At 72.1% G+C, this 23,037-nt stretch carries 21 protein-coding genes and 3 pseudogenes; 13 read left to right on the plus strand and 11 right to left on the minus strand.

What is annotated here, in order from left to right; translation table 11 throughout:
• Positions 1-70: 70 nt before the first annotated feature.
• Entirely contained in the window at positions 71-994 is a 924-nt protein-coding gene (locus NP777_RS04650; protein ID WP_256648746.1) for a LysR family transcriptional regulator, read from the minus strand.
• Positions 995-1,152: 158 nt separating this feature from the next.
• Here NP777_RS04650 and NP777_RS04655 point away from each other — a divergent pair, with 158 nt between their 5' ends.
• Together NP777_RS04655 and NP777_RS04660 are read left to right on the plus strand one after the other, a co-directional pair.
• The gene (locus NP777_RS04655) at positions 1,153-2,298 is read left to right on the plus strand and encodes a Glu/Leu/Phe/Val family dehydrogenase (protein ID WP_256648747.1); all 1,146 of its coding nucleotides are present in this window, start codon (positions 1,153-1,155) and stop codon (positions 2,296-2,298) included.
• 66 nt (positions 2,299-2,364) lie between these two features.
• Positions 2,365-2,703 (plus strand): annotated as a pseudogene (locus NP777_RS04660) (hypothetical protein); the annotation flags it as partial.
• A gap of 81 nt (positions 2,704-2,784) precedes the next feature.
• Here the strand turns inward: NP777_RS04660 and NP777_RS04665 are convergent.
• A pseudogene (locus tag NP777_RS04665) lies at positions 2,785-3,288 on the minus strand (TOPRIM nucleotidyl transferase/hydrolase domain-containing protein); the annotation flags it as partial.
• Between the two features lie 71 nt (positions 3,289-3,359).
• Between NP777_RS04665 and NP777_RS04670 the strand changes: the two are divergent.
• Positions 3,360-3,968: pseudogene (locus NP777_RS04670) on the plus strand (DSD1 family PLP-dependent enzyme); the annotation flags it as partial.
• A gap of 117 nt (positions 3,969-4,085) precedes the next feature.
• Here NP777_RS04670 and NP777_RS04675 read toward each other — a convergent pair.
• From NP777_RS04675 to NP777_RS04685, 3 genes are all read right to left on the minus strand, one after another.
• Positions 4,086-4,745, minus strand: a complete 660-nt coding sequence (locus tag NP777_RS04675) for a response regulator (RefSeq protein ID WP_256648748.1) — start codon at positions 4,743-4,745, stop codon at positions 4,086-4,088.
• The gene (locus NP777_RS04680) at positions 4,742-5,875 is read right to left on the minus strand and encodes a sensor histidine kinase (RefSeq protein WP_305889407.1); all 1,134 of its coding nucleotides are present in this window, start codon (positions 5,873-5,875) and stop codon (positions 4,742-4,744) included. The genes NP777_RS04675 and NP777_RS04680 overlap by 4 nt, the downstream gene beginning before the upstream one ends.
• Before the next feature lie 505 nt (positions 5,876-6,380).
• Positions 6,381-7,436: a zinc-dependent alcohol dehydrogenase gene (locus NP777_RS04685; protein WP_256649082.1), complete on the minus strand. Its 1,056-nt coding sequence runs from the start codon at positions 7,434-7,436 to the stop codon at positions 6,381-6,383.
• Positions 7,437-7,596: 160 nt separating this feature from the next.
• Here NP777_RS04685 and NP777_RS04690 point away from each other — a divergent pair, with 160 nt between their 5' ends.
• The 3 genes from NP777_RS04690 (at position 7,597) to NP777_RS04700 (ending at position 9,651) form a co-directional block, all read left to right on the plus strand.
• The gene (locus tag NP777_RS04690) at positions 7,597-8,187 is read left to right on the plus strand and encodes a TetR/AcrR family transcriptional regulator (RefSeq protein ID WP_256648750.1); all 591 of its coding nucleotides are present in this window, start codon (positions 7,597-7,599) and stop codon (positions 8,185-8,187) included.
• A gap of 58 nt (positions 8,188-8,245) precedes the next feature.
• Positions 8,246-8,653 carry an ester cyclase gene (locus NP777_RS04695; protein WP_256648751.1) on the plus strand — a complete coding sequence of 136 codons (408 nt, stop codon included), beginning with the start codon at positions 8,246-8,248 and terminating at the stop codon, positions 8,651-8,653.
• A 128-nt stretch (positions 8,654-8,781) separates the two neighbouring features.
• Positions 8,782-9,651 carry a dioxygenase family protein gene (locus NP777_RS04700; RefSeq protein WP_256648752.1) on the plus strand — a complete coding sequence of 290 codons (870 nt, stop codon included), beginning with the start codon at positions 8,782-8,784 and terminating at the stop codon, positions 9,649-9,651.
• Between the two features lie 70 nt (positions 9,652-9,721).
• Here NP777_RS04700 and NP777_RS04705 read toward each other — a convergent pair whose 3' ends face one another.
• Positions 9,722-10,201, minus strand: a complete 480-nt coding sequence (locus NP777_RS04705; RefSeq protein WP_256648753.1) for an Lrp/AsnC family transcriptional regulator — start codon at positions 10,199-10,201, stop codon at positions 9,722-9,724.
• 153 nt (positions 10,202-10,354) lie between these two features.
• On the opposite strand from NP777_RS04705, the gene NP777_RS04710 reads away from it, so the two are divergent.
• Positions 10,355-12,706, plus strand: a complete 2,352-nt coding sequence (locus NP777_RS04710) for a transketolase-like TK C-terminal-containing protein (protein WP_256648754.1) — start codon at positions 10,355-10,357, stop codon at positions 12,704-12,706.
• A gap of 8 nt (positions 12,707-12,714) precedes the next feature.
• Here NP777_RS04710 and NP777_RS04715 read toward each other — a convergent pair whose 3' ends face one another.
• The 3 genes from NP777_RS04715 to NP777_RS04725 form a co-directional block, all read right to left on the minus strand.
• A complete protein-coding gene (locus NP777_RS04715; RefSeq protein WP_256649083.1) occupies positions 12,715-13,902 on the minus strand; it encodes a YbfB/YjiJ family MFS transporter in 1,188 nt (395 codons plus the stop codon).
• A 194-nt stretch (positions 13,903-14,096) separates the two neighbouring features.
• Positions 14,097-14,399 (minus strand): muconolactone Delta-isomerase family protein, encoded by a 303-nt coding sequence (locus NP777_RS04720; RefSeq protein ID WP_256648755.1) that lies wholly within the window; start codon positions 14,397-14,399, stop codon positions 14,097-14,099.
• A 284-nt stretch (positions 14,400-14,683) separates the two neighbouring features.
• Complete coding sequence (locus tag NP777_RS04725) at positions 14,684-15,064, minus strand: nuclear transport factor 2 family protein (protein ID WP_256648756.1); 381 nt, start codon at positions 15,062-15,064, stop codon at positions 14,684-14,686.
• An 87-nt stretch (positions 15,065-15,151) separates the two neighbouring features.
• Between NP777_RS04725 and NP777_RS04730 the strand changes: the two genes are divergently transcribed.
• Entirely contained in the window at positions 15,152-15,769 is a 618-nt protein-coding gene (locus tag NP777_RS04730) for a TetR/AcrR family transcriptional regulator (protein ID WP_256648757.1), read from the plus strand.
• 37 nt (positions 15,770-15,806) lie between these two features.
• Here NP777_RS04730 and NP777_RS04735 read toward each other — a convergent pair whose 3' ends face one another.
• Positions 15,807-16,520 (minus strand): SDR family NAD(P)-dependent oxidoreductase, encoded by a 714-nt coding sequence (locus tag NP777_RS04735; protein ID WP_256648758.1) that lies wholly within the window; start codon positions 16,518-16,520, stop codon positions 15,807-15,809.
• 238 nt (positions 16,521-16,758) lie between these two features.
• Here NP777_RS04735 and NP777_RS04740 point away from each other — a divergent pair, with 238 nt between their 5' ends.
• The gene (locus NP777_RS04740) at positions 16,759-17,718 is read left to right on the plus strand and encodes a LysR family transcriptional regulator (RefSeq protein WP_305889369.1); all 960 of its coding nucleotides are present in this window, start codon (positions 16,759-16,761) and stop codon (positions 17,716-17,718) included.
• Between the two features lie 36 nt (positions 17,719-17,754).
• On the opposite strand, the gene NP777_RS04745 is transcribed toward NP777_RS04740, so the two are convergent.
• Positions 17,755-18,714 carry an SDR family NAD(P)-dependent oxidoreductase gene (locus tag NP777_RS04745; RefSeq protein ID WP_256648759.1) on the minus strand — a complete coding sequence of 320 codons (960 nt, stop codon included), beginning with the start codon at positions 18,712-18,714 and terminating at the stop codon, positions 17,755-17,757.
• A gap of 162 nt (positions 18,715-18,876) precedes the next feature.
• Here NP777_RS04745 and NP777_RS04750 point away from each other — a divergent pair, with 162 nt between their 5' ends.
• The 4 genes from NP777_RS04750 (at position 18,877) to NP777_RS04765 (ending at position 22,992) form a co-directional block, all read left to right on the plus strand.
• Positions 18,877-19,461 (plus strand): TetR/AcrR family transcriptional regulator, encoded by a 585-nt coding sequence (locus NP777_RS04750; protein ID WP_256648760.1) that lies wholly within the window; start codon positions 18,877-18,879, stop codon positions 19,459-19,461.
• Positions 19,462-19,576: 115 nt separating this feature from the next.
• Positions 19,577-20,359, plus strand: a complete 783-nt coding sequence (locus NP777_RS04755; RefSeq protein ID WP_256648761.1) for a DUF6182 family protein — start codon at positions 19,577-19,579, stop codon at positions 20,357-20,359.
• A 277-nt stretch (positions 20,360-20,636) separates the two neighbouring features.
• Entirely contained in the window at positions 20,637-21,272 is a 636-nt protein-coding gene (locus NP777_RS04760) for a hypothetical protein (protein ID WP_256648762.1), read from the plus strand.
• Positions 21,265-22,992 carry a GH3 family domain-containing protein gene (locus NP777_RS04765; protein WP_256648763.1) on the plus strand — a complete coding sequence of 576 codons (1,728 nt, stop codon included), beginning with the start codon at positions 21,265-21,267 and terminating at the stop codon, positions 22,990-22,992. The genes NP777_RS04760 and NP777_RS04765 overlap by 8 nt, the downstream gene beginning before the upstream one ends.
• Positions 22,993-23,037 lie beyond the last annotated feature (45 nt).

Below are 23,037 nucleotides of genomic sequence, written 5' to 3' on the forward strand. Positions count from 1 at the left end.
TACCAATGAGTCCTCACGAGATCCCCTGGTCAAGACCGCATCGTGGCCGAGGCCGGCCGGACAACGGACCCTAGTCCGGCTGTTCGTCCCGCGCGGCGTGCGCATACGGCTCGTCCGCCGGTACCGCGCCGCGCAGCGCGCGGATCATCGTGTCCAGCAACGGGTTGGTGTTCTCATGGCGGTGCAGGGCCATCACGCGGCGGAACGCCAGGCGCTGCGCCAGCCGAGTCGCCTCCACCGAGTCGCCGGGCGAGTGACCGAGCCCCGGCACGACGGCCACGCCGAGACCCGCGGACACCAGCTCCCGTACGACGTCGTAGTCGTTGCTGCGAAAGGCGACCACGGCCTCGAAACCGGCCGCCGCGCACAGCCGGGCGAGTGAGAGGGCACCGGCCGTGCCTTCCCTGCTGGTGATCCAGCGGGCCTGCGAGAGCCCGGCCAGACGCGGGCTCAGACCGCTGTCGCGGGCCCTGAGCAGAACGAGGTCCTCGCGTACGAGCTGATGGCAGGCCAGGCCGTCCGACCACTGCCGGGGGCTCAGCCCGTACTCGTACACCAGCGCCACATCCAGATCACCGGCGTGCAGCGCGGCGACCAGCTCCTCCGGCTCGCCCTCCTCGAGCTGGACCTGCGCCCGGGGGTGGGCCGATGTCAGGGCCGACAGCGCCGGTGGCACGAGCCGGACACCGGCGGTGGGGAAACTTCCCAGCCGCAGCCGGGCCGTGGCACCGGTGGCGAGCCGGCGCACCTGATGGCCGAGGTCGTCCATGGCCGCCAGCACCGGCACACTGAGGTCGACCAGCCGGTGAGCGGCCGCGGTCGCCCGGACGCCGTGCGCCTCCCACTCGAACAGCACCAGCCCCGTCGCCTTCTCCAGGGCCGATACCTGCTGGGAGATCGCCGAGGCGGTGTACCCGAGCTCGCGGGCCGCGATGACGAACGAGCCGGTGCGCACGACGGCCGTCAGGGTGAGCAGATGCTGCGGTTTGAGCAACGCGTACCTCCCGCCGGAGTCCGGAACGGGCGCAGGGTAAGCATCGCTGTGGCTCAAGGGTCAATACCTTGGTGCTGCTGGGTCTTGTGGGGCGGGCCGGGGCCCCGGATCGTGGCGGTGACGAGGCCGAACCTGGCCGATGGACAGAGGAGCGCCCCGTGACTGACGCACTGTCGCTCATCGACGACTGGGGACCCGAGAAGATCGTCGTCGTCTCCCACCGACGTACCGGTATGAAGGGCGTCCTGGTCATCGACAACACCGCCCGCGGCATCGGCAAGGGCGGCACCCGGATGAGCCCGACCGTCTCCGTCGGCGAAGTGGCCCGGCTGGCCCGCGTCATGACGTGGAAGTGGGCCGGTGTCGACCTCTTCTACGGGGGCGCGAAAGCGGGCATCGTCGCCGATCCGGCATCCCCCGGCAAGGAAGCGATCCTGCGCGCCTTCGCCCGCGCCCTGTCCAACGAGGTGCCCCGTGAATACGTCATGGGCCTCGACATGGGCCTGACCGAGAACGACGCGGCCATCATCCAGGACGAGCTGGGCGACCGTGGCGCGGCTGTCGGCACCCCGGGCCATCTCGGGGGAGTGGCCTACGACCAGCTCGGCGTCACCGGCTACGGAGTGGCCGAGGCCGCTGACGCGGCCGCTCAGCACCTCCGCCTTCCCCTCCGCGGCGCCCGGGTCGCCATCCAGGGGTTCGGAGCGGTCGGCCATGCCGCCGCCGGGCGGTTCGCCGAACTCGGCGCCACCGTCGTCGCCGTCTCCACCGCCAGGGGAGCCCTCCACGATCCGGCCGGACTCGACGTGCCCGCGCTGCGGACCGCGAGGGAGGAGCACGGGGACGACTTCGTCACCCGCCACCACCAGGGCATCGCCGTTCCACCCGGCCAGGAACTCACCGTCGACTGCGACATCCTCGTCCCGGCGGCCTTGCAGGACGTCATCGACGAGACAACCGCCCACCGGATCAAGGCCAAGCTGGTCGTGGAGGGCGCCAATCTGCCCACCTCGCCGCGGGCACAGTCCATCCTCGCGGAACGCGGCATCTCCCTCCTGCCCGACTTCGTGGCCAACGCCGGTGGCGTCGTCGCCGCCGCCTTCGCCATGGACGCCCGCTACTCCGGCTTCCGGCCCGAAACCTCCACCATCTTCGAGACGATCTCCAAGCGGCTGCGCGCCAACGCCGTCACCGTTCTCGAAGAGGCCCGGCGCCGCGCCACCACCCCGCATATCGCCGGGCGCGGCCTCGCCGAGGAACGCGTCCGCGCCGCCATGCGCAGCAAGGGCCGTATCGGCCCTTGATCCTGCCGTAACCCGCGAAACAGGTGACGGTGGCAGGGATGGGCTGTCTGGGTTCGCCTCTGCCTCGACCTGGCGGGCACCAAGCTGTGGCGACGCGGCCTCCGTACGGAGCCGCTGACCTCCCCGAACGACGTGGGCCACTGGATCCGCCAGGCGGGGCTGCTGGACGATCCTGGCCAAGCGGCCCGTCTGCCGCTGCCCAGACATCAGCTCGACGCGTCGGGGCGGCTGACGCGGACCGGCGGCGTGGACGAGATCCTCGGCGCGGTGGGCGACGGCGCGCTGCCGGTCGGCGAGGAGCACGGCCTGCCGCTGGTCCGCTTTCCGCTCGACCGCACCGCCGACGCGCACCGGGCGGTGGAGGGCGGCGCGGTCGGCAAGGTCCTGGTGGACGTCACATCGTGACGTCCGGTCGGGCACGGTCGCGGATTTCCGGGCCGAACGGCATGGCCTGAGTCCGCCGGGCGCTCACCGGGCCTCCGGAGGTCAGAGGCTGGTGAGCAGGGCGTCGAGTGGCGCGGGTACGCGATCGTTGTCGAGTGCCTCGGCGAGGACGCGGCCGTAGTGGATCTTGCGCCCCTTCTTCGTACCGAGGAAGCGCCGCAACTGCTGCTGGGAGGTGCGGCCCTGCTGCGCGGGCTGGTGCAGGAAGGTCCGCAGGGCGCGCAGGTCGCCCTCCGCCCGGACGAGTTCCGCCACCCGGGTCACGCCCAGCGCGCGGATGAGCTCGTCCTCCAGATCCGCCGCGCAGACGAAGAACTCCTGCCGAGCCGCGCCGGCCCGCTCCAGACCACGGGTGTAGAAGCGACGCTCCCCCTCGTCACACAGTCCGGTGAGGCGGAGGCCCAGGCCGGGTGGCCCCAGGAGGCGGGCGAAGCGTCCGACGCTCATGGCGCCGCCCATCGGCAGGACGCAGACTCCTTCGGCCGCCAGGTCCCGGCCGCGGCGCGCGGCGAGCGAACTCACCGCCGCGGCGTCGCTCGGCCCCTCCGGGCGGCCGGTGGCCCCGGCGGCCCCGCGCGCGAGCTGGCCGAGTGGCTGCCGGTCCGGGCGGTCGTCCGGCGGAGGAGCGGCGGCTGGCGGCGAGGAACGAGCGCGACACCGCCGTCGCCGCCGCCGAGAGGCTGCGCGCCGCCGGGCTGCCCGTCGCGACCGTCAGCGTCGGCTCGACGCCCACCGCGCACGCCGCCGAGGACCTCACCGGCGTCACCGAACTGCGCGCCGGCAACTACGTGTTCTTCGACCTGGTGATGGCCGGTCTCGGAGTGTGCCGGATCGACGACCTCGCGCTGTCGGTCGTCGTCACCGTCATCGGACACCGCCCCGAGTACGGCTGGATCGTCACCGACGGCGGCTGGATGGCGCTGTCCCGCGACCGCGGTACGGCGGCCCAGCCCCAGGACCAGGGGTACGGCCTGGTCACCGACCTGGCGGGGCGCCCGATCCCCGGCCTGGTCATGAGCGCCGCGAGCCAGGAGCACGGCACCGTCACCGCCCGCGACGGCGCCACCCTGCCCGACCTGCCCATCGGCACCCGTCTGCGCATCCTGCCCAACCACGCCTGCGCCACCGCCGCGCAGCACCGCGGCTACCACGTCATCGACAGCGGCCGGACGGCGACGGACGCGCTCACCGTCCAGACCGTGTGGAACCGCGTCAGCGGCTGGTGACCGGTCACGCCCGCCCTCGGCCGCCGCGACGCGGTGTCAACGTCCGCCCGGTGGCTCCGGGGAGCTGGGCGAGGAACCGTTCAAGGCATGGGTCGCGGCGGTCCGCCGTGTGGCGGGTCAGGTCACCAGACCCTGGCGGTAGGCGTAGACGACCGCCTGCACACGGTCGCGGAGCCCGAGCTTGGTGAGGATGCGCGACACGAAGGTCTTGACGGTCTCCTGGCTGATCACCAACGTCGCGGCGATCTCGCTGTTGGACAGGCCGTTCGCGATGAGGCGGAGCACCTCCAGTTCGCGAGGGGTCAGCGGGATGTCGTCCGGAGCGCCCTCGGGAGGCCGGATCCGGGCGGCGTACCTGCCCACGAGCTGGCGCGTCACCTCGGGGTCCAGCAGGGCCGCGCCGGTGGCCACGGTCCGGATCCCGTGGAGCAGTTGGGACGGCGGCGCGTCCTTGAGCAGGAACCCGCTCGCCCCCGCGCGCAGCGCCTCGTAGACGTATGTGTCCAGGTTGAACGTGGTCACCACGAGCACCTTGACGGGCCGCCGCACCCCCGCACCGGCCAGCAGACGGGTGGCCTCGATGCCGTCGAGCACCGGCATACGGACGTCCATCACCACGACGTCCGGGTGCAGCCGGCCGGCGAGGTCGACCGCGGTCCGGCCGTCCTCGCACTCACCCACCACCTCGAGGTCGGGCTGGGCGTCGATGATCGTCACCAGCCCGGTGCGGACCAGCACCTGGTCGTCGCAGACCAGGACCCGGATCGACTCGGTCACGACGGGCTCCCCGCGGGTATCCGCGCCCGGACGACGAAGCCACCGCCGGTGCGGGCGCCCGCGCTGAAGTCGCCGCCCAGGACATCGACCCGTTCGCGCAGACCGGCCAGCCCCCGCCCGCCCCCACCGGGCGAGGCGGGGGCCCGCGAGCCGGAGCCGTCCGTGCTGACCTCCACGGTGATGTCCCTTTCCCCATGGTCGACGTGGACCGAAGTGCGGCTGCCGTGGGCGTACTTGAGGGCGTTGGTCAGGGCCTCCTGTACGACCCGGTACGCCACCAGGTCGGCGCTGCCGGTCGACTCCGCCGGTGTGCCCTCCTCGGTGAACTCCACCGGCTGCCCGGACCGGCGGGTCTGCTCCACGAGGGTGAGAAGTCTGCCGACGGCCGGCGTCGTGGCCTCGGTGCCGTGGTCGGGGTTGATCAGGTCGAGCAGATGCCGCAGATCCGTGGTGGCGCGTCTGCCGGTCTCGGTGACCGCGGTCAGGGCCTGGTCGAGGCGCTCGGGCGCGGCGGTCAGATAGCGTGCCGCCTCGGCCTGTACGACCATCGCCGTCACATGGTGGGTCACCACGTCGTGGAGCTCACGGGCGATGCGGGCGCGCTCCGCGGCGCGGGTGTCCTCGGCGACGCGGTGGCGGCGCTCGGCCTCCGCGGCCCGGGTGGAGCGCAGCCACGACCCCATGCCCCAGGGGAGGACCAGCGCCAGGTAGTACATCACGAACTCACTCGGCGCCTCGGCGCCCGAACCGAGCCGGTGCAGCGCGACCGCCAGCGGCACATACGCCACGGAGCACACGAGCGCGGTGGCGCGCCGGTGTCGCTCCAGGTGGGACCCCACGCTCAGCAGCGCGATGGGCATCGCGGTGCCCGCGAACGAGTGGTAGCCGCGGAGCTGGTCGACGGCGAAACCGAGCGACACCAGGGCGAGACAGACCACCGGCCACCGCCGCCGCACGGCGAGCGGTAGGCACTGGAGGGCGACCGCCACGATGGCCAGGGCGTCGAAGGGACGGGCCGGCAGACCGCCCAGCTGTGTCCCGTGGTTGTGGAACGCCGGGATGAGCGACCCGGCGAGGATCAGCAGCCCGAGCGGGAGGTCCCGGACCGTGACATCGAACCGTTGCCACATCCCCGGGACGCGCCGAACACTGATCACCGGGCGAGTGTAGCGGTGGTGGCGGACCGGAACGGGAGGCCGCGGAACGGCGGTTCCTCCTCCGCCACCGCGGCGGTCATGAGCTGCCGGACCCGTCTCATGAGGACTCCTTCGCCTTCGCCGGACCCGCGGCCGGAGCGCCGCGGCTGCTCAGAACGTTAGGGTTCTGGCGGTCCGAGATCGTCACCGCACGGTGGACACCGCATGTGGCTCGTACGGGGGACAGACCTGTCCGGAGGAACGCCACGCCCGGCACCGCACCGCTCGTGCGACCCGTGACGCATGAGGACGTACCCGCCGCCGTTCGACTGCCTCGCCGTGGCCGCGTGGACCACTCCGGAGCGGGATCCCGGCCCCGCCTTCGCCGAGATCCGCCCGTCGGCCACCGAGCTCGCGGGCGACCGGGCGGCGGTCCCGGAGGCCGCCCGGCGGGCGACGGGTGGCTGGACGACTCCTCTGCCCGGTGGGTTCGGCCCGTTCAGCGGGTTTCCCGGCCGAGGCTGTGGGAGCCGTCCTGACGTGCGCGGTCGTCGGCGCGGACGAAGACCGGCTTGAGGTGTTTCTCCGGCAGTGCGTCCGGGAGCTGTTCCCAGTCCAGGACGTGGGAGACGACCCGTGCCGGGTCGACCTTTCCGGAGCGGGCGAGGTCGAGGGCGTCGGGGAGGTGGCCCCGGACGTTGTCGCGGGCGACGCGCAGTGTCACGCCGGTGAGGTACATGTCGAGCAGGGGCAGCTCACCGGGGCGGAAGTGGTTGCCCGCCGACTCGCAAATGCCCTCTGGGGCAAGGGACTTGACGGCCAGGGCGAGCTGGTCGACGCGGCCGGTGGCCTCCACGGCGATGTCGAAGCCGTGGCGGACGGGCTCGAGTGCCTCGGCGGTGGTGGCGCCGTAGCCACGGGCGAGCTCGCGGTGTTCCGGGTCGGGGTCGACGTAGAGCACCTCGGAGGCGCCGAGCGCGCGGGCGATGTCGCACACGTACAGGCCGATGCTGCCGCGCGCGACGACCAGGACCCGGGCCGCCGGCCTGGCCGTCAGATGGGGAGCCACCAGGCGCCAGGACAGGGACCAGTTGTCACCGGCCGAGGCCATGGCCACCGGGTCGAGGTCGGCGGGCAGGGGGACGAGCATGGCGTCCGCCCAGGGGACGCGCACCAGGTCGGAGAAGAGGCCGCCCCAGTCGCCGCCGATGGGCGCGCCGTACATGGCCATATGCGGTACGGCCGTGCAGTGCGCGGTCAGTCCGGCGCGGCAGTTGCCGCAACCGCCGCAGTTGAGCGACCAGGGCACGACGACCAGATCGCCGGGGGCCACGGTGGTCACGGCGTCGCCGGTCTCCACGACCCGGGCCACGCACTCGTGGCCGAGGGCGAAGGGCGGGTCGATGAAGCCGTGTCCGGCAAGGATCGCGGTGTCGACGTCGCAGGAGGTGGCGGCCACCGGGGCGACGATCGCCTCCAGGTCCGACCGCGGCTCGGGGTCGGGCGCCTCGCGCCATTCGAGGGTGTTGCGGGCGACGTAGGTCAGTTCACGCATCGGCTCGCCGCCCTTCGCGAACGCCACCAGGCCCGGTCATCGGCATGACGAAGTCTCCCCTCGTGCTCCGCGCACATCTGCGATGGTTCTCTATAACGATCGTTATAGCCCTGCTCACGCTAGACTATGACGAGCGTTATAGCCAGAGGGGAGCACGGTCGTGGCCAAGCCCAGCGCGCCGTCGCGCGAGCGCATCCTGGTCGGCGCCGCCGACATGATCAGCAGACGTGGCCTGAAGGCGACCAGCATCCGGGAGCTGGCCAAACACGCCAAGGCGCCGCTCGGCTCGACCTACCACTTCTTCCCCGAGGGCAAGCGGCAGTTGGCCACCGAAGCGGTGCGGTACGCGGGAGAGGCGGTCACCCGCATCCTGCGCAAGGAGCTGGACGAGGGCCCGGTCGCCGGTGTGCGTGCCTTCCTGACCCTGTGGCGCGGCATCGTCGTCGACAGCGACTTCCGGGCCGGCTGCCCCGTGCTGGCCGTCTCCGTCGAGGAGCCACCGGCCGACGAGATCCCGCCGGCCCTGGTCGCCGCCGCCGAGGCGTTCGAGGACTGGGAGCGGCTGCTGGCCGAGGCGCTGACGGCGCATGGAGCCGATCCCGACCGCGCGCCCGGACTGGCGGCCCTCATCGTGGCGTCCGTCGAGGGAGCCATCGCCATGTGCCGCGCCAAGCGCGGCGTCCAGCCCCTCGACCAGGTCGCGCGACAACTCGAAACACTCATCGCCGACGCACTCGGCCACCCCGCCTGACGGCTCAACCGCCGGTGCCGTACCGCACCGCGCCCATGAAACCGGGAGCGCGCATCCCATGGCTGAACCCGCACTCGAGGACCGCTATCGCGAGTACCTCACCTGCCTGAACGAGCGGCGTTTCCACGACCTTCCGGAGTTCGTGCACGACCCCGTGGTGCACAACGACCGGACGCTCACCATCGCCGGGTTCCGGGATCTGCTGCGCCGCGACGCAACGGAGATCCCCGACCTGCACTACGCGATCGAGCGGCTCGTGGTCCAGGGCGAGGAGGTGGCGTGCCGCATCCGTTTCGACTGCACCCCCGCCGCGAGCTTCCGTGGCATACCGCCCACCGGGCGGTCGGTCTCGTTCGTCGAGCATGTCTTCTACCGCTACCAGGACGGCAGGATCGCGGAGATCTGGTCGCTGATCGACCTGGACGCGGTCCGCGAACAGCTGACCGGCGGCCGCCCCGACGCGTAGGCCCGGCCCCGGCCGCGCACCGGGTCTTGACCCGCGCCCGGGTCGGCGAGAGACCGTGAACGTCATCCGGTGGCGAACCACCCCGGACCGGTTCCGCCAACGACACCCAACCACCACGGGAGCGCGCCATGCGTGATCTGACCAGCGACACCATCACCGATGCCGTGATCTCCACCATGCGGGACACCGAGGACGCCCGCGTCGCGGAGATCCTGGAATCGCTGGTGCGGCACCTCCACGCCTTCGTCCGCGATGTCGAGCTGACGGAGGAGGAGTGGGCCCGGGGAGTGGACTTCCTGACGCGCACCGGGCAGATGTGCACCTCGACGCGCCAGGAGTTCATCCTGCTCTCCGACGTGCTGGGCATCACCATGCTGGTCGACTCCCTGAGCAACCGACGACCCGCGGAAACCACCCAGAACAGCGTCCTGGGCCCCTTCTTCAGGGAGGACAGGCCGCGGCACGCCGACGCCGCCGACATCTCCGGAGGCCTGCCCGGCACCCCGCTGTTCTTCGAGGGACGGGTCGTGGACCGCGCGGGAGCGCCGGTGGCCGACGCGGCGGTGGACGTCTGGCACAGTGACGGGGAGGGCCACTACGACGTGGATGTGCCCGGCCAGGCCGACCCGGCCATGCGTGCGCTGTTCCGCACCGGCGAGACGGGACACTTCGGCTTCCGTTCCATCCGCCCGTCCAGCTATCCGATCCCCGGTGACGGCCCGGTCGGCGAACTCCTGGGCGCCACCAGCAGGTCACCCATGCGCCCCGCCCATGTGCACCTGCTGATCGAGGCCGCGGGATTCCAGCGCGTGACCACCATGCTGTTCCCGTCGGACGACGCGTACCTGGACACGGATCCGGTGTTCGGGGTCAAGGAGTCGCTGATCGCCTCCTATGACACCTACGAGGCCGACACCGGGCCCTGCCGCGAGCTGACCGGCGAGCCGTACACCGTGCTGCGGCACACCTTCGTCCTCGAACCCCGCACCGCGGACTGATCCCGAGGCCGCACACCGCGGATCCCGAGGGACGGACGGCGCGAGGCGGAGGCGCCGGGGCGCGGAACACTCACTCCGCCGCGGCACGGCGCAGCAGCGGGGTGAGGCGGTGCGGCACCAGCTCGCGCATGGCCAGGGCCGTCGCCGTGCGCTCGATGCCGGGAACGGCGAGGATCCGCCCCGCGATCCGGTACAGATCCTCCGCGTCCACGGCGACCACCCGTACGAGCAGATCCGTCTCGCCGCTGAGGCCGAAGACCTCCACGACTTCGGCGATGCCCGCCAGCGCCTCGGACACCTCGGCCAGCCGGCGCTGATCGACCCGCGCGGTGACGAACGCGGTGAGCGGGTGGCCCAGCGCGTTCGGGGTGATCCGGCGTTCGAAGGAGCCCAGCGCGCCGCCCTGCTCCATTCTGGCCACCCGCGCCTGGACGGTGTTGCGGGACAGCCCCAGCTGCTCGGCCAGGGCGACGACGGTGGCCCGTGGCTGCGCGGCGAGGGCGAGCAGGATCCGCGCGTCGGTGGCGTCCACGCCTCGCTCACTGTTCATAGTGCTCAATCGACGTCCCTCTTTCGACCCGGAGCATAAGCAGAATGCTCAACGAAAGAGAAGCATCTTGTGCAGTTGAAGAGCTATCTGTCTACTGACGGAGCACAAATTTAGATTTCCACGGTGTGGTGCGGATAGCGGAGGCGGTCGGTGATGGTCCTGGACCCGGAGCTGAGAGCGATCGGCGGCAGCGGCTCGGGCCGTGCCCGGGAGGAGGAGCTCGCCGTGCTGGAGGCGGTCGGGCAGCGGGTGCTGTGGCTGTCCACCGCGATCATCGACCACGCCAACCGGGTGCGGCCGAACCCCTCGGGGCTGAAGGTCGGCGGTCACCAGGCGTCCAGCGCCTCGATGTCCTCGATCATGACCGCGCTGTGGTTCCACGCGCTGACCGCCGAGGACCGGGTGTCGGTCAAACCCCACGCCTCACCCGTGCTGCACGCCATCAACTACCTGCTGGGCGAGCTGGACGAGTCCTACCTGACCACCCTGCGCGCCTTCGGCGGCCTGCAGAGCTACCCCAGCCGGGCCAAGGATCCCGACCCGGTCGACTACTCCACGGGCTCGGTCGGCATCGGCGCCACCGCCCCCCTGTGGGGCGCCCTCGCCCGGCGCTACGTGGAGGGCCACTTCGGCGGGGCCGGGAGGGGACGGCAGTACTCCCTGCTGGGCGACGCGGAGCTGGACGAGGGCGCGATCTGGGAGGCGATCCAGGACCCGATGGTGCCCAGCCTGGGCGAGGCGGTGTGGGTCGTCGACCTGAACCGGCAGTCCCTGGACCGGGTCGTCCCCGGCATCGCCGCGGATCGGCTGCAGGGCATGTTCGCCGCGGCCGGCTGGCAGGTCATCACCCTCAAGTACGGGCACGCGCTGCGGGAGTTGTTCGCACGGCCGGGCGGCGAGGCCCTGCACGCCCGCATCGACGCCATGGACAACCCGGAATACCAGCGCCTGCTGCGCTGCTCCGCCGACGAGCTGCGCGAGCGCCTGCCCGGCACCGGCTCCACCGCCGGGCCGATCGCGGACCTGATCGCCCCCCTGGACGACGCCGCACTGCTGGCGGCGCTGCGCAACCTGGGAGGGCACGACATCGGCGCGCTGATGGACGCGTTCGACAGTGTCGACGACACCCGCCCGACCGTCATCTTCGCGTACACGGTCAAGGGCTACGGGCTGCCCACCGAGGGCCACCCGCAGAACCACTCCTCACTGCTGACCGCCGACCAGATGAAGACCCTGGCCGACCGCCTGGGCACGGACCCCGACCGGCCGTGGGAGCTCTTCGCCGGCGGATCGCCGGAAGCGGCCCGGTGCGCGGCGGCCGCCAGCCGGCTGCGCCGCCCCGGACACGCGGCGCCGCGGGCCCCCGAGGTCCCCGCCGACCTCGCCCGCCCGGCGCCGACCGGCTCCGGCAACACCCAGCAGGCCCTCGGGCGCGTCCTGCTGGACCTCACCCGGCGGGCGCCGGAGGCGGCCGCCCGGATCGTCACCGTCAGCCCGGACGTCAGCTCGACCACCAACCTCGGCGGCTGGCTGAACAAGGTCGGTGTGTGGTCGCCGACCGAGCGTCCCAACTGGTTCGCCGATGACGCCGAGACGATCCTGCACTGGCGCGAGCGCCCCACCGGCCAGCATGTCGAGCTGGGCATCGCGGAGACCAACCTGGTCGGCCTGCTCGGCGAGCTGGGCGCCACCTGGAGCCGCTGGGGCCAGCCGCTGCTGCCGATCGGCGTCGTCTACGACCCCTTCGTCAACCGGGCCCTGGAGCCCTGGTCGTTCGGCATCTACGCGGGCGGCCAGTCGATCCTGGTCGGCACGCCGTCCGGTGTCACGCTCGCCCCGGAGGGCGGCGCCCACCAGTCGATCACCACCCCCTCGCTGGGCATCGAACAGCCCGGCTGCGTCACCTACGAGCCCGCGTTCGCGATCGACACCGAATGGTGTCTGCTCGACGCGCTCGGCAACCTCGGTCGGCCGGACGGGAGTTCGGCCTATCTCCGGCTGTCCACCCGGCCCGTCGACCAGTCCGCGGCCGCTGTGCCCGGCGATCCGGCCGCCCGCGAGCGCCGCCGCCGGCAGGTGACCGCGGGAGCCTACCGGCTGCGGCGGCACGAGAGGCCCGTGGTGACACTCGCCGCGATGGGCGCCCTGGTTCCGGAGGCCCTGGCCGCCGCCGACCGGCTCGCCGCCCTCGGCCACGGGGCCGACGTGGTCTGCGTGACCAGCCCGGATCTGCTCTTCCGCGCGCTCCAGGCCCGGCGCGGCCTGTCGCGGGACCCGAGCTGGATTCTCGACCAGGTCTTCCCCGCCGACCGGGCCACCCCGCTCGTCACCGTGCTGGATGGCCATCCGCACACGCTGGCCTTCCTGAGCACGATCCAGAACACGCCCGTCACCACCCTCGGTGTGACGCGGTTCGGCCAGAGCGGTTCGATCGAGGACGTCTACCGTTACCACGGCATCGACACGGACAGCATCGTCACCGCCGCGCTGGACCTCGTCGACTGAGGTCGAGGTCAGTCGGCCCGTGCCTCGGCGGTGCCGAGGCCCGGGGTCCGCCGGTCGGGCGCGGGCTCCGCGCGGACGACCGGGTGGCCGGGCGCGGGCATATGGTGGGGGAACCCGATCCGGAGGACGGCGGCCGCGACGGCGGAGGCCAGGACCACGACCGCCGCGAGGATCAGGGCCTGGTGGTAGCCGTGGCGCAGCAGCGGGGTGGCGACCAGTGGGCCGAGGATCTGGCCCACCGAGTATCCGGCGGTCAGCAGCGCGACCGCGCGGGGAAAGCGCAGATGCGTGCCGGTCGCGAGCGCGAGGGTGCTGACGCCGATGAACGTGGCGCCGAAGAGCACCGCGGAGATCAGCGCCGCGGCGACGCCACCGATCAGCGCCGGCAGGGCGATGCCGACCGCCTGGACGCCCAGCGCGGCCAGCAGAAGGCCGGGGCGGGACCAGCGCCGCCCCAGGCCCGCCCACAGCGCGGACGACGGAATGGCCGCGAGGCCCACCAGCACCCAGGCGCCGCCGCCGATCCAGCCGGGAGAGGTCTGCTCGATCGCGGCCACCAGGAAGGTGCCCGCGATGATGTAGCCGACGCCCTCCAGCGTGTACGAGGCGAAAAGCGCCGTGAACCAGCGATGGGTGCGCGGGCCGCTCGCCCGCCCTTCCGCTCCGGGCCGGGGAGTGGCGGACGCCGGGACGGGTGCGGGTTCCGGCCGCAGAGACCATGCGGGAAGGGCGAGCAGCGCGCTCAGCCCGGCGGCGGCCCACCACGCGGCCTGCCAGTCGGCGATGGCGCGCAGCACGAGGACGAGCAGCCCGGACAGGGCGATACCGGCCCCGACTCCACCGAAGGCCCAGCCGGGCAAGTGGGCGGGATGGTCGCGCAGATGGCTGAGCAGCGAGTTGACGGCGATGACGAAGATCACCGCACTGACCACGCCCGCGCACAGCCGGAGCAGCAGCCATACCGCGGTGGCGTGGGTCAGTGGCATCCCGGCCAGCGACACCGCCAGCACCACCAGACAGCTCCGCAGCACGGCGGGGGAGCGCATCAGACGCGGCAGGAGGGTCCCGGCGAGCGCGCCGATCAGATAGCCGACGTAGTTGGCGGTGGCGAGGTTCGCACCCGTCGCCGCGGACACCCCGGCCTGAGCGTGCATCAGGGGAAGAATCGGGGTGTAGACGAAACGGCCGACGCCCATGGCCGTCCCCAGCGCGGCGGCGGCCTGCGCGACATGGGCCCAGGGCGAGTGGCGTAGGCCCTGGAAGCTCGTGGTGCGGGAGCTTGGAGATGCTGCGGTCACGATGTGGTCCTCGACGGTCTGACGGTACGAAAGCCTGCCAACACCGCGAACGCGCGCCACCGCGCCCGCGGTGGCGTGCGTTCGCGGTGCCCTTACGTGGCGTTGCCGGTGCTGCCCGGGTCGTTGGGGTGGGCCTCGAGAGGAGTGACCATCACGGTCATCCACGGGCGCAGCGGCAGGGTGCCGAGCACCTTCTCGTGGAGCTCGGCCTCGTCGGCGGCGCGCCACACGCCGATGCTGCGCACCTCTCCCACCGGCCGCCACAGCCGGACCAGATGGCCGTTGGCGGCCAGCTCCCCGGCCCGGACGGCCTCGGCGGCACGACGCCCGTCCACCTCGGACGGGTCGGTGCCCTCGGGCACCGTGGTGGTCAGCTCCACCAGGAATTCCTTCATCACCATGTCCTCTCGGGAACCCCACGGTGCGCGCCACCGGGAATCCCATGGCCTCAGACTGCGCCCGGCACCGGGGCGGGTGCCAGGATCGGCTTCCTCCCTCCTGGGAGGCTCAGCCTCTTGGAACCGTCGGCGGTGGATCGACGCCGACGCCGACGTCGGCGGTCGGCGGCGTCAGCGGTCGCCGACGTCAGTGGTCGACGGCTGAGTGGTCGGCGACGTCAGTGGTCGACGGCTGAGTGGTCGGCGACGTCAGTGGTCGACGGCTCAGTGACCGCCGACGTTCAGTGGTCGGTGGCGATCCGGGAGACGTGGTACTGGCGGATCCGCCACCTGCCGCCCTCGTGCTGGAGGACCAGCGACAGATGCACCGGGGCCGCCCAGCCCGTCGGATCCCGGAAGGTGACATCGGCGAAGCCACCGGCCACGTGGTCGCCGATCCGGTAGCCGCGGACGTCCCCGAGATGGGCGCGGCGGTAGTGCGGAACGGCCTCGTAGTAGCCACGCACCGCGTCCCGGCCGGAGACCGTCTCCGGGCCGAACCCCTGGAAGAGGGCGTCGGGTGTGAACAGGTCGGCCATGGCGTCCGTCCGGTGGCCGTCGAAAGCGGCCTGCCAGTGCCTCAGCACCTCGTGCATCGGGTCGTTCATCGCGTCGGTACTCATGGCGTCAGCTCCAAGCGGGAGGAGAGTGGGGAGGGGGCCGGCCGACCGGTTCGGCCATCAGTAGTCGATCGGTCGTATACTGCCGATATGGGACGGTCCAGTGATGCCAGGGAAAAGATCCTCAGCGCGGCGCGGTCGCTCATCGAGCTGCGCGGCTACTCGGCTCTGGGGGTGGCGGAGATCTGCAAGGCGGCCGGGGTGCCCAAGGGCAGTTTCTATTACTTCTTCGAGTCCAAGGAAGCCCTGGCGCTGGCCGTGATCGACGAGCACTGGGCCGCCCAGCGGGAGGGCTGGACCCGGGTCCTGAACGGCGACGCGCGGCCGTTGGAACGGCTGCGGCGGCTGTTCGAGGAGACGGAGACCGCCCAGCGGGTCGGCCAGCAGAGCTGCGGGACCGTTTCAGGCTGCATGTTCGGGAATCTCACCCTGGAGATGAGCAATCAGACCGAAGCCGTCCGGGGGCGCCTTCAGGAGATCTTCGAGAGCCAGGTCGAGATGGTCGACTCGGTCATCGCCGAGGCCGCCGAGCGTGACGAGGTCACCGTCACCGACACCCGTGAAGCCGCCCGGTCCGTGGTCGCGCAGCTCGAGGGCCAGGTCCTGTTCGCCAAGCTCTACAACAACGCGTCCCGGCTCGGCGCGGTGTGGCCCAACTGCATGGCCCTGCTGGGGGCCCGCGCACCGCGGGCACCGGTCGACGCCTGAGACGGCGGTACCGGCGCCCGGGGCGGGCGTCGGGCGGTCAGTGGCCGGCGCTCTGGCCGCCGTCGACGTGGAGGATTTCACCGGTGACGAAGGGCGCGTTCTCCAGGTAGCCGACCGCGTCGACGACGTCGCTGATCTCGCCCATCCGGCCGACCGGGTGGAGGCCGGCGAGCGTGTCGTGGTACTCCTCCGGGTGCATCGGCGTCTTGATGATGCCGAGCGATACGGCGTTGCTGCGTATGCCGCGGGTGGCGTATTCGATGGCCAGGGCCTTGGTGGCCGACTGCAGTCCGCCCTTGGTCAGGGAGGCCAGCGCGGCGGCGACCGCCGAGTTGGCGTGGTCGACCAGGCTGGTGGTGATCTGGACCAGGTGCCCGCCGCCCTGGCGCAGCATCTGCTCGGTGGCGAGCTGGGTGATGCGGAAGAAGCCGCTGAGGTTGACGCCGGTGACCGCGTCGTAGTCCGCCTGCGTGTACTCGGTGAACGGCTTGGCGATGAAGATACCGGCGTTGTTGACCAGGGTGTCGATACGGCCCAAGCGGTCGATGGCGGCACCGGCCACGCGCTCGGCGGTGGCGGGGTCGGCGATGTCGCCCTGGACGGTGAGGACCTCGGGGTCCGATGACGGAGTGATCCCGCGCGAGGTGGCGACGACGGCGTAGCCGAGCTTGCGGTACGCCTGGACCAGGCCCGCGCCGATGCCCTGGGACGCGCCGGTGATGATGGCGACCTTCTGGCCGGGAGTGCTCATGGTGACTCTCTCCAAGGGGAGTTGGTTGACCGGGCCGGTGCTGAGCACCGGCCCCTCAAAGAACATAGACGACCGGTCGACAAAATCCCAGGCGAGGGCGCGGCCGCCCGCCGCCACCCCACCGCTGTGACCTGCGGTAGGAGGCGGCGCCTACCAGCTGTGAGCAAGCCGGTCACAGGGACGCCCCGCCGGACCCCGCCCCCGGGCCATCGGAGCCAGGGGCGGAACCGCGGGTAGCATGGCGATCGTGGAGCTGCGTCAGTTGCGGTATTTCGTCGCTGTGGCCGAGGAGCTGAACTTCGGCCGGGCCGCCGAGCGGCTCCTGATCGCCGGTCCCTCGCTGTCCCAGCAGATCAAGTCGCTGGAACGGGACCTCGGTGTCCGGCTCTTCGACCGCGACCGCCGTTCGGTGGCCCTCACCCCGGCCGGAGCGGCCCTGCTCCCGCGCACCCGGGACCTGCTCGCCCGTGCCGACGATCTCCGCAACCGCGCCGCGAGGATCGCGGGCTCGGAACCGGTCCGGCTCGGATACGTGAACTGGCTGCCCGCGGACCTGACCGCCCGCGCCTCGTCCGTGGCGCGCCTGCACATCGATGCCTGGGTGGCGCCCTCCCACGCCCAGGCCGCCCGGGTGGCGGACGGCAGCCTCGACCTCGCGGTGTGCTGGATCCGTACGGACGATCTGGAGAAGCGCGGACTCAGCGCCCGGCTGATCGGCGCGGACCGGCTCTACGCCGTCTCGGCCGGGCAGGACACCGGCGAGGTCCGCGCCCAGGACACCGTCGTGCTGCTGGACGACGACGCCACCACATGGGTGTCCTGGAACGACTACGCGGAGCGGTTGGCCGCCGACACCGGCGCCCCCGCGGTGCGCATCGCGGACGGCGGTATCACCGGCCCCGTCTTCTTCGACCAGGTACGCCGCCGCGGGCGGCCCATCCTCAACTCGCCCAAGGGGCAGACCACTTCACTGCCGCCCGACCTGGTCGCGCGTCCCGTGGTCGAGCCGAAGGTCTATTGGACCTGGTCCCTCGTCTGGCGCCGGGAGGAGCTCCGCCCGGCCGTACTGAGCACCGTGGACGCCCTGACGGAAGGCGTCGGCGACTTCGGTGTCCACGCGCCCGACGCATGGCTTCCGGACGGGGATCCGCACAAGCACGGGGATCCGCACAAGCACGGGGATCCGCGCAAGCGGTAGTTCTCGTCTCGTCGGACCCCGTGGGGGATGGCGTGGTCAGGCGGTGGTCACCGCGGCCGCGAGCATGTCGCAGGAGATCCGCCACAGGCGGGCCGCGTGCTGGGTGTCCAGTGCGTGGGCCGCCACTCCGCGCCGCACACCGGGCCGATGGGGCCCGGCCTCGTCGCAGTCCTCGAAGTACCGGCCGGTCGCGCCCTCGATCAGCGGGGAGGCGGCGAGCAGCACGGAGGTCGCGGCGCCTTGCTCGATGTTCTTCCAGGACACATCCGTGCTGGTGGGGTCGGACGAGGCGGGGCCGTGGGCGATGTCCCCGATGTGGCGGCCGAGCCGGGTGCTCGTGATACGGCCGGGGTTGAGGGCGTTGACGGTGATCAGGTCCGATGCCCAGCGGCGGCTCGCCTCGACGGCGAACAGCACATTGGCGGTCTTGGACTGGCTGTAGGCCGCCCACGGGTCGTAGGGGTGCCGCTCGAAGTTGATGTCGTCGAAGAGCACATCGCCGTTGACATGGCCGACCGAGCTGACCACGGCCACACGTGCGCCACGGGCCGCCGCCAGGGCGCCGTGCAGACCGGTGGCGAGGGCGAAGTGGCCGAGGTGGTTGGTGGCGAACTGCGTCTCCCAGCCCTCCTTCGTCCGCCGAAGTGGCGAGGCCATCACCCCGGCGTTGAGGACAAGGATGTGCAGCGGCCCGCGCCAGGTGTCCACGAAGGCGCGCACCGAGCTCTGGTCGGCGAGGTCGAGCATCGTGGCGTGCACCGTTCCCGGGCCGCTCGCCGGGGTGATGTCCTGGGCGGCCCGCGCGCCCGCGGTCAGGTCGCGGACGCCGATGGTGACCTCGGCACCGGCGGCGGCCAGGACGCGCGCGGTTTCGCGCCCGATGCCGGAGGCCGCTCCGGTGACGATGGCGCGCCTGCCGGTGAGGTCGACGCCGGCCAGGACCTCGGCGGCGGTCGTCCGGGCCCCGAAGGGGGTGGTGATGAGGCGGTCGGTCATGACGAGCTCCAGGGAGGCGGCGGCATGGGGAGACGGGCGCGCGGCCGGTGGCGCGGTGGCGGTGGACCGTCGTACGCTCGTATCCGGAACGGGTTCCGGTTCGCTTCTCGACGGTAAGCGGAACCGGTTCCGGTTGCAAGTGATGGCGAGAGGGGACCCGGATTGACCGGCATCGAGGGGGATGCGGCGCGGCACCGCAGGCCGCTGCGCGCCGACGCGCAACGCAACGAGGACCGGCTGCTGGAGACGGCGGCGGCCGTCCTCGCCCGCGAGGGGGCGGGGGCCTCGGTCAAGGACATCGCCCGCGAGGCCGGTGTCGGCGTCGGCACGCTCTACCGGCGGTTCCCGTCCAAGGAACTCCTGGTCGAGGCGGTCTACCGGCAGGAAGTGCGGCGTCTGTGCGAGGCGGCGCCGCACCTCGCCGCCACGCTGCCGCCGGTGGACGCGCTGCGGACCTGGATGGAGCGCTTCATCGACTTCATGGCCGCCAAGAGCGGGATGGCGGACGCGCTGAGAGTGGTGCTGACCGACGACGGCGAGCGGCTGCAGACCCGGGCCCTGCTCGCCGAGGCGATCGACCATCTGCTGTCGTCCGGGGAGGGCGAGTCGGCGGCGCGGCCGGACGTCGCCGCCCAGGACGTGCTGATGGCCCTCGGCGGGATCAGCCTCATGGCCGCCGGTGAGAACCGGCGCGACCTGGCCACCCGGCTCATCGACCTGCTTCTGCGCGGCGTCGTGAGGAGCTGACACGGTCCGCGCTATCGGGACGATAGAGGTCCTTTGCACACTCGGTGGGCCCACACCGGGTGGCCAAAGGAATGGCGCCATCGCCCGACGGTCCAGCGCCAGAGGGAAGTTGCGTATGTTTACCCAACAGTTTCTCCAGACCCAGTTCGCCTCCAGGATCCGCGCCGCACGCGCGGGGCGTGGCACGGAGGCGCTGGACGCCCAGCCGCTCACCGCGGAACGAATGGCGCAGCTCGCCGCGGAGGCCGCGTCGGCGACGACGACCGTGACCGTCGTACTGCGCCGGTTCGAACCCCGGATCTACGCGGAATCGGTGCTGGGCTACGCCCTGAGCCTGCCGGACACCCTGCGTGAGGCATGGCTCCGGGACTACACCAGGACCGTGTTCCTGACCGGGAACCCGGCGAACCTCGCCACCCGATTCGGCTTCCACTACACCAGCCGGGACGGCTCCATGGCGTGGACGGCGCCCGATGACTCGGGGGAGCGGTCGCCACTTCGCCGGCTGCTCAGACTGTTCCCCACGGCCGAGCTGCCGGCCCTTCCCGCCCGGCTGGAGGTGCCCGCTGCGGCCTCCTCGCCGGAACGCGACCCCCACGCACCGGTCCGCCGGGCGCGGCTGTACGCCGTCACGACCCGGGTGTCCCTGGCCGCCTACCTCGTCCACGTTCACCATGTCCTCGCCGAGGCCGTCATCACGAAGCTGATCGACGAGCACACGCGACTGACGATCCACCACGTACCGCAACTCGACCCGTCGGACGGCCCCTTCGAGATGCTGCGCGTCGTCCCCGACGCGGATTCGGACACCTCCGGTGACGGTCCCGAGACCGCCGGCCCCGGCAGGCTGCGCGCCTGCGCGGGACTCTCCCTCAGCGGCGGGGCCCGGGTTTCCTGACCTACGCCCAACCTACGCCCATGACCGGTGAACCCGACCCGCGGACCTGACCGGCAGACCCGACCCGCGGACCTGACCGGCAGACCTGACCGGTGAACCGGCCCCGTGACGCGTCGCCGCCGCCGACGCTATCGAGGCGATACATCGCGCTCGGATACTCGGTGAATCCAGGTGGACGAGCGAAGGAAGAACTGATGCCCGAGACGCGTACGGCCCGCGCGCTGCCTCCCGAAGGGGGCCCGGAACCAGGCACCGGCGCCGGGGAGGGGCCCGCCGGGTGAGGCCGCGATCAACGGTCCTGCTGGGGCCCGACTACTCCGGAAAGTCCTCGGTGCTGGAACGTCTCGCCGAGCGGGGGACCTGGACGGTCGTCTCGTACGACGAGGCCCTGCTGGACCCGGTGTACTCGCTCATCGGCCGGGTGCGCGACGATTTCCTCACCGAGGCGCTGCGGGCGCCCGCTGGACGCTACTCCTCGGACCTCTTCCTCACCCTGGTGCAGATCGCTGCGGTGCATCTGCGTGACCGGGTGGCGGACGCCCCGCCGGAGCGACCGGTGATCGTGGACTCCTACTACTACAAGCTTCTGGCCAAGTGCTCCCTCCTCGGCCACGACAACCCGTCGCTGCTCTCCTGGTGGCGGTCCTTCCCGGAGCCCGACCAGGTCGTCTACCTCGATGTGGAGCCCGCCGTCGCCTGGGAGCGAAGCGGCTGGGGAGCGGACGCGAATCCGATGGAGCACTATGGCGAGAAGCCCACCGAGGAGTCGTTCACGCGCTTTCAGGCCGATCTGGGCGACGTGATGAGGAAAGAGCTGGCCGGGCTGAACGTCATCACCCTCGGCCAGTCCGATGGTGTCGAGGAGTCCGTGGATCTCGTGGAGAAGGCTGTGAGGAATGGTGCACATGGCTGAGGCGGCGGAGACGGCCGAGGCGGCGGGCGGGACGTTCGCCGCCTACCGGAGCAGAGTGCTCGGCGAGCGGGACCGGCTGTGGGCGGCGCTGGCCAACGCGCGGGAATCCCAGGACGACGCGCTGCGCGGCATGCTGCGCGAGAACGCGGACACCGAGTTCGGGAAGGCGCACGGCTTCTCCCGCTGCGGCGGCGTGGACGAGTACCGCGCGGCCGTCCCCATCGCCGACTACGCCTCGCTCGCCCCCTGGATCGAGTCGGCCGCCGCCGGGCGGCGGAACGTGCTCAGCGCGGATCCCGCCGTGGTCTTCTTCAAGAGCAGCGGCAGCACCGGGGACAGCAAGCAGATCCCGATCACCCGGCAGTTCATGCGCACGTCCTTCTTCCCCTTCTACTACGCGGCGTGGGCCAACTTCGTCGAGCACTTCCCGGAGGCCGTCCACCGGGCGGATGCCACGCTCAACCTCAAACACGACCCGGCCCCCGCGGTCGGCACCACCCGTTCCGGACAGCCGCATCTGGGCGCCAGCCAGGTCGACTTCGGCCGGGCGTTCGGCGAACCCCTCGCGGCGGAGCCGGGCAGCCGGGCCCCCTGGGGCACCCTGCCGGACTTCGTGGACCCGGCGGACCATCTGCAGCGCGGCTATGTGCGGCTGCGCGCCGCGATCGAGCATGATGTGCGGTGCGTCATCGGGATCAACCCGGCCATGGTCGCCGCCGTGCCGCACCAACTCGTCCAGTGGTGGCCGCGGTTGGTCAAGGACCTGTATGACGGCACGATCGACGGCCACCCCGGCGGCACCCCCGACCCCGGCCGCGCCCGCCTGCTGGAGAGGTCGGCGGAGCGCGCGGGAGGGCTGCTGCCCACGCATGTCTGGCCCCGGACGCAACTGCTGTTCTGCTGGACCACCGGCCTGGCCTCGCTCTATCTGCCGCGGCTGCGGGAGGCGTTCGGCCCCCGGGTCACCGCGCTGCCCGCCCCGGTGGCGGCGTCGGAAGGCTTCGTGGCCGTCGCCCTCGACCGCCATCTGACGGCCGGCTCACCGGCGATCACCGCCGGGCTGCTGGAGTTCGTCGACGCCGACGAGGACCTCCGGCCCGACTCCGCCACTCAGCTCTTCCACGAGCTGGAGACCGGTCGCGAGTACCACGCCGTCATCAGTCACGTCGGCGGCCTGTACCGGTACGCGCTCGGTGATGTGGTGCGGGTGGTCGACCGGGTCGGGGACATTCCGCGGGTCGAGTACGCCGGCCGGCGCACCCTCTCGGACGCCGTCGGCGAGCGGCTGCGCGAGTCCCATGTGGTGACCGCCCTGCGCACGGCGCTCGCGTCCACCGGGCTCGAGGTGCGCAACGCCACCTGCCGGGTGGTCGACGCCCCCGCGACGCGGACCGGCGGGGATCCCGCGGGCGCGGGACCGGTGCGGGGCGCCGCGCGGCCGCGCTACGCCTTCGCGCTGGAGCCGTTCCTTCCCTGGTCGGACCGGGAGACCGCGGCCTTGGGACACGCGGTCGACGCGGCGCTGAGCGCCGCCGCCCCCGGCTACCGGTCGGCGCGTGGGACGGGCCGGCTGGACGCTCCCGAGATCCACCGCGTGGCGCCGGACGCCTTCGCCCGCGACTGGCAGCACAGGGTCGCCGCCGGAACCCGTCCGGCCCAGGTCAAGGACCGGGTCTTCCAGCACGACGACGCCGCCTGGCAGCGCCTGCTCGGCAGCTGAGGCGTTCTGGGGCCGGTTGCCCGGCCTCTTCCCTTCCCTCGTACA

Origin of the sequence: Streptomyces rugosispiralis, from assembly GCF_024505145.1 — a bacterium.
GTDB lineage: Bacteria > Actinomycetota > Actinomycetes > Streptomycetales > Streptomycetaceae > Streptomyces > Streptomyces rugosispiralis.

Coding starts and splice junctions, on each gene's coding strand:
- NP777_RS04725 (WP_256648756.1), bottom strand. CDS start 15,064: ATGAGTACCGACGCGATGAACGACCCGATGCACGAGGTGCTGAGGCAC.
- NP777_RS04765 (WP_256648763.1), top strand. CDS start 21,265: ATGGCTGAGGCGGCGGAGACGGCCGAGGCGGCGGGCGGGACGTTCGCC.
- NP777_RS04695 (WP_256648751.1), top strand. CDS start 8,246: ATGGCTGAACCCGCACTCGAGGACCGCTATCGCGAGTACCTCACCTGC.
- NP777_RS04745 (WP_256648759.1), bottom strand. CDS start 18,714: ATGACCGACCGCCTCATCACCACCCCCTTCGGGGCCCGGACGACCGCC.
- NP777_RS04720 (WP_256648755.1), bottom strand. CDS start 14,399: ATGAAGGAATTCCTGGTGGAGCTGACCACCACGGTGCCCGAGGGCACC.
- NP777_RS04705 (WP_256648753.1), bottom strand. CDS start 10,201: ATGAACAGTGAGCGAGGCGTGGACGCCACCGACGCGCGGATCCTGCTC.
- NP777_RS04700 (WP_256648752.1), top strand. CDS start 8,782: ATGCGTGATCTGACCAGCGACACCATCACCGATGCCGTGATCTCCACC.
- NP777_RS04680 (WP_305889407.1), bottom strand. CDS start 5,875: ATGTGGCAACGGTTCGATGTCACGGTCCGGGACCTCCCGCTCGGGCTG.
- NP777_RS04755 (WP_256648761.1), top strand. CDS start 19,577: ATGTTTACCCAACAGTTTCTCCAGACCCAGTTCGCCTCCAGGATCCGC.
- NP777_RS04715 (WP_256649083.1), bottom strand. CDS start 13,902: ATGGGCGTCGGCCGTTTCGTCTACACCCCGATTCTTCCCCTGATGCAC.
- NP777_RS04730 (WP_256648757.1), top strand. CDS start 15,152: ATGGGACGGTCCAGTGATGCCAGGGAAAAGATCCTCAGCGCGGCGCGG.
- NP777_RS04735 (WP_256648758.1), bottom strand. CDS start 16,520: ATGAGCACTCCCGGCCAGAAGGTCGCCATCATCACCGGCGCGTCCCAG.
- NP777_RS04685 (WP_256649082.1), bottom strand. CDS start 7,436: ATGCGTGAACTGACCTACGTCGCCCGCAACACCCTCGAATGGCGCGAG.
- NP777_RS04740 (WP_305889369.1), top strand. CDS start 16,759: ATGGCGATCGTGGAGCTGCGTCAGTTGCGGTATTTCGTCGCTGTGGCC.
- NP777_RS04710 (WP_256648754.1), top strand. CDS start 10,355: ATGGTCCTGGACCCGGAGCTGAGAGCGATCGGCGGCAGCGGCTCGGGC.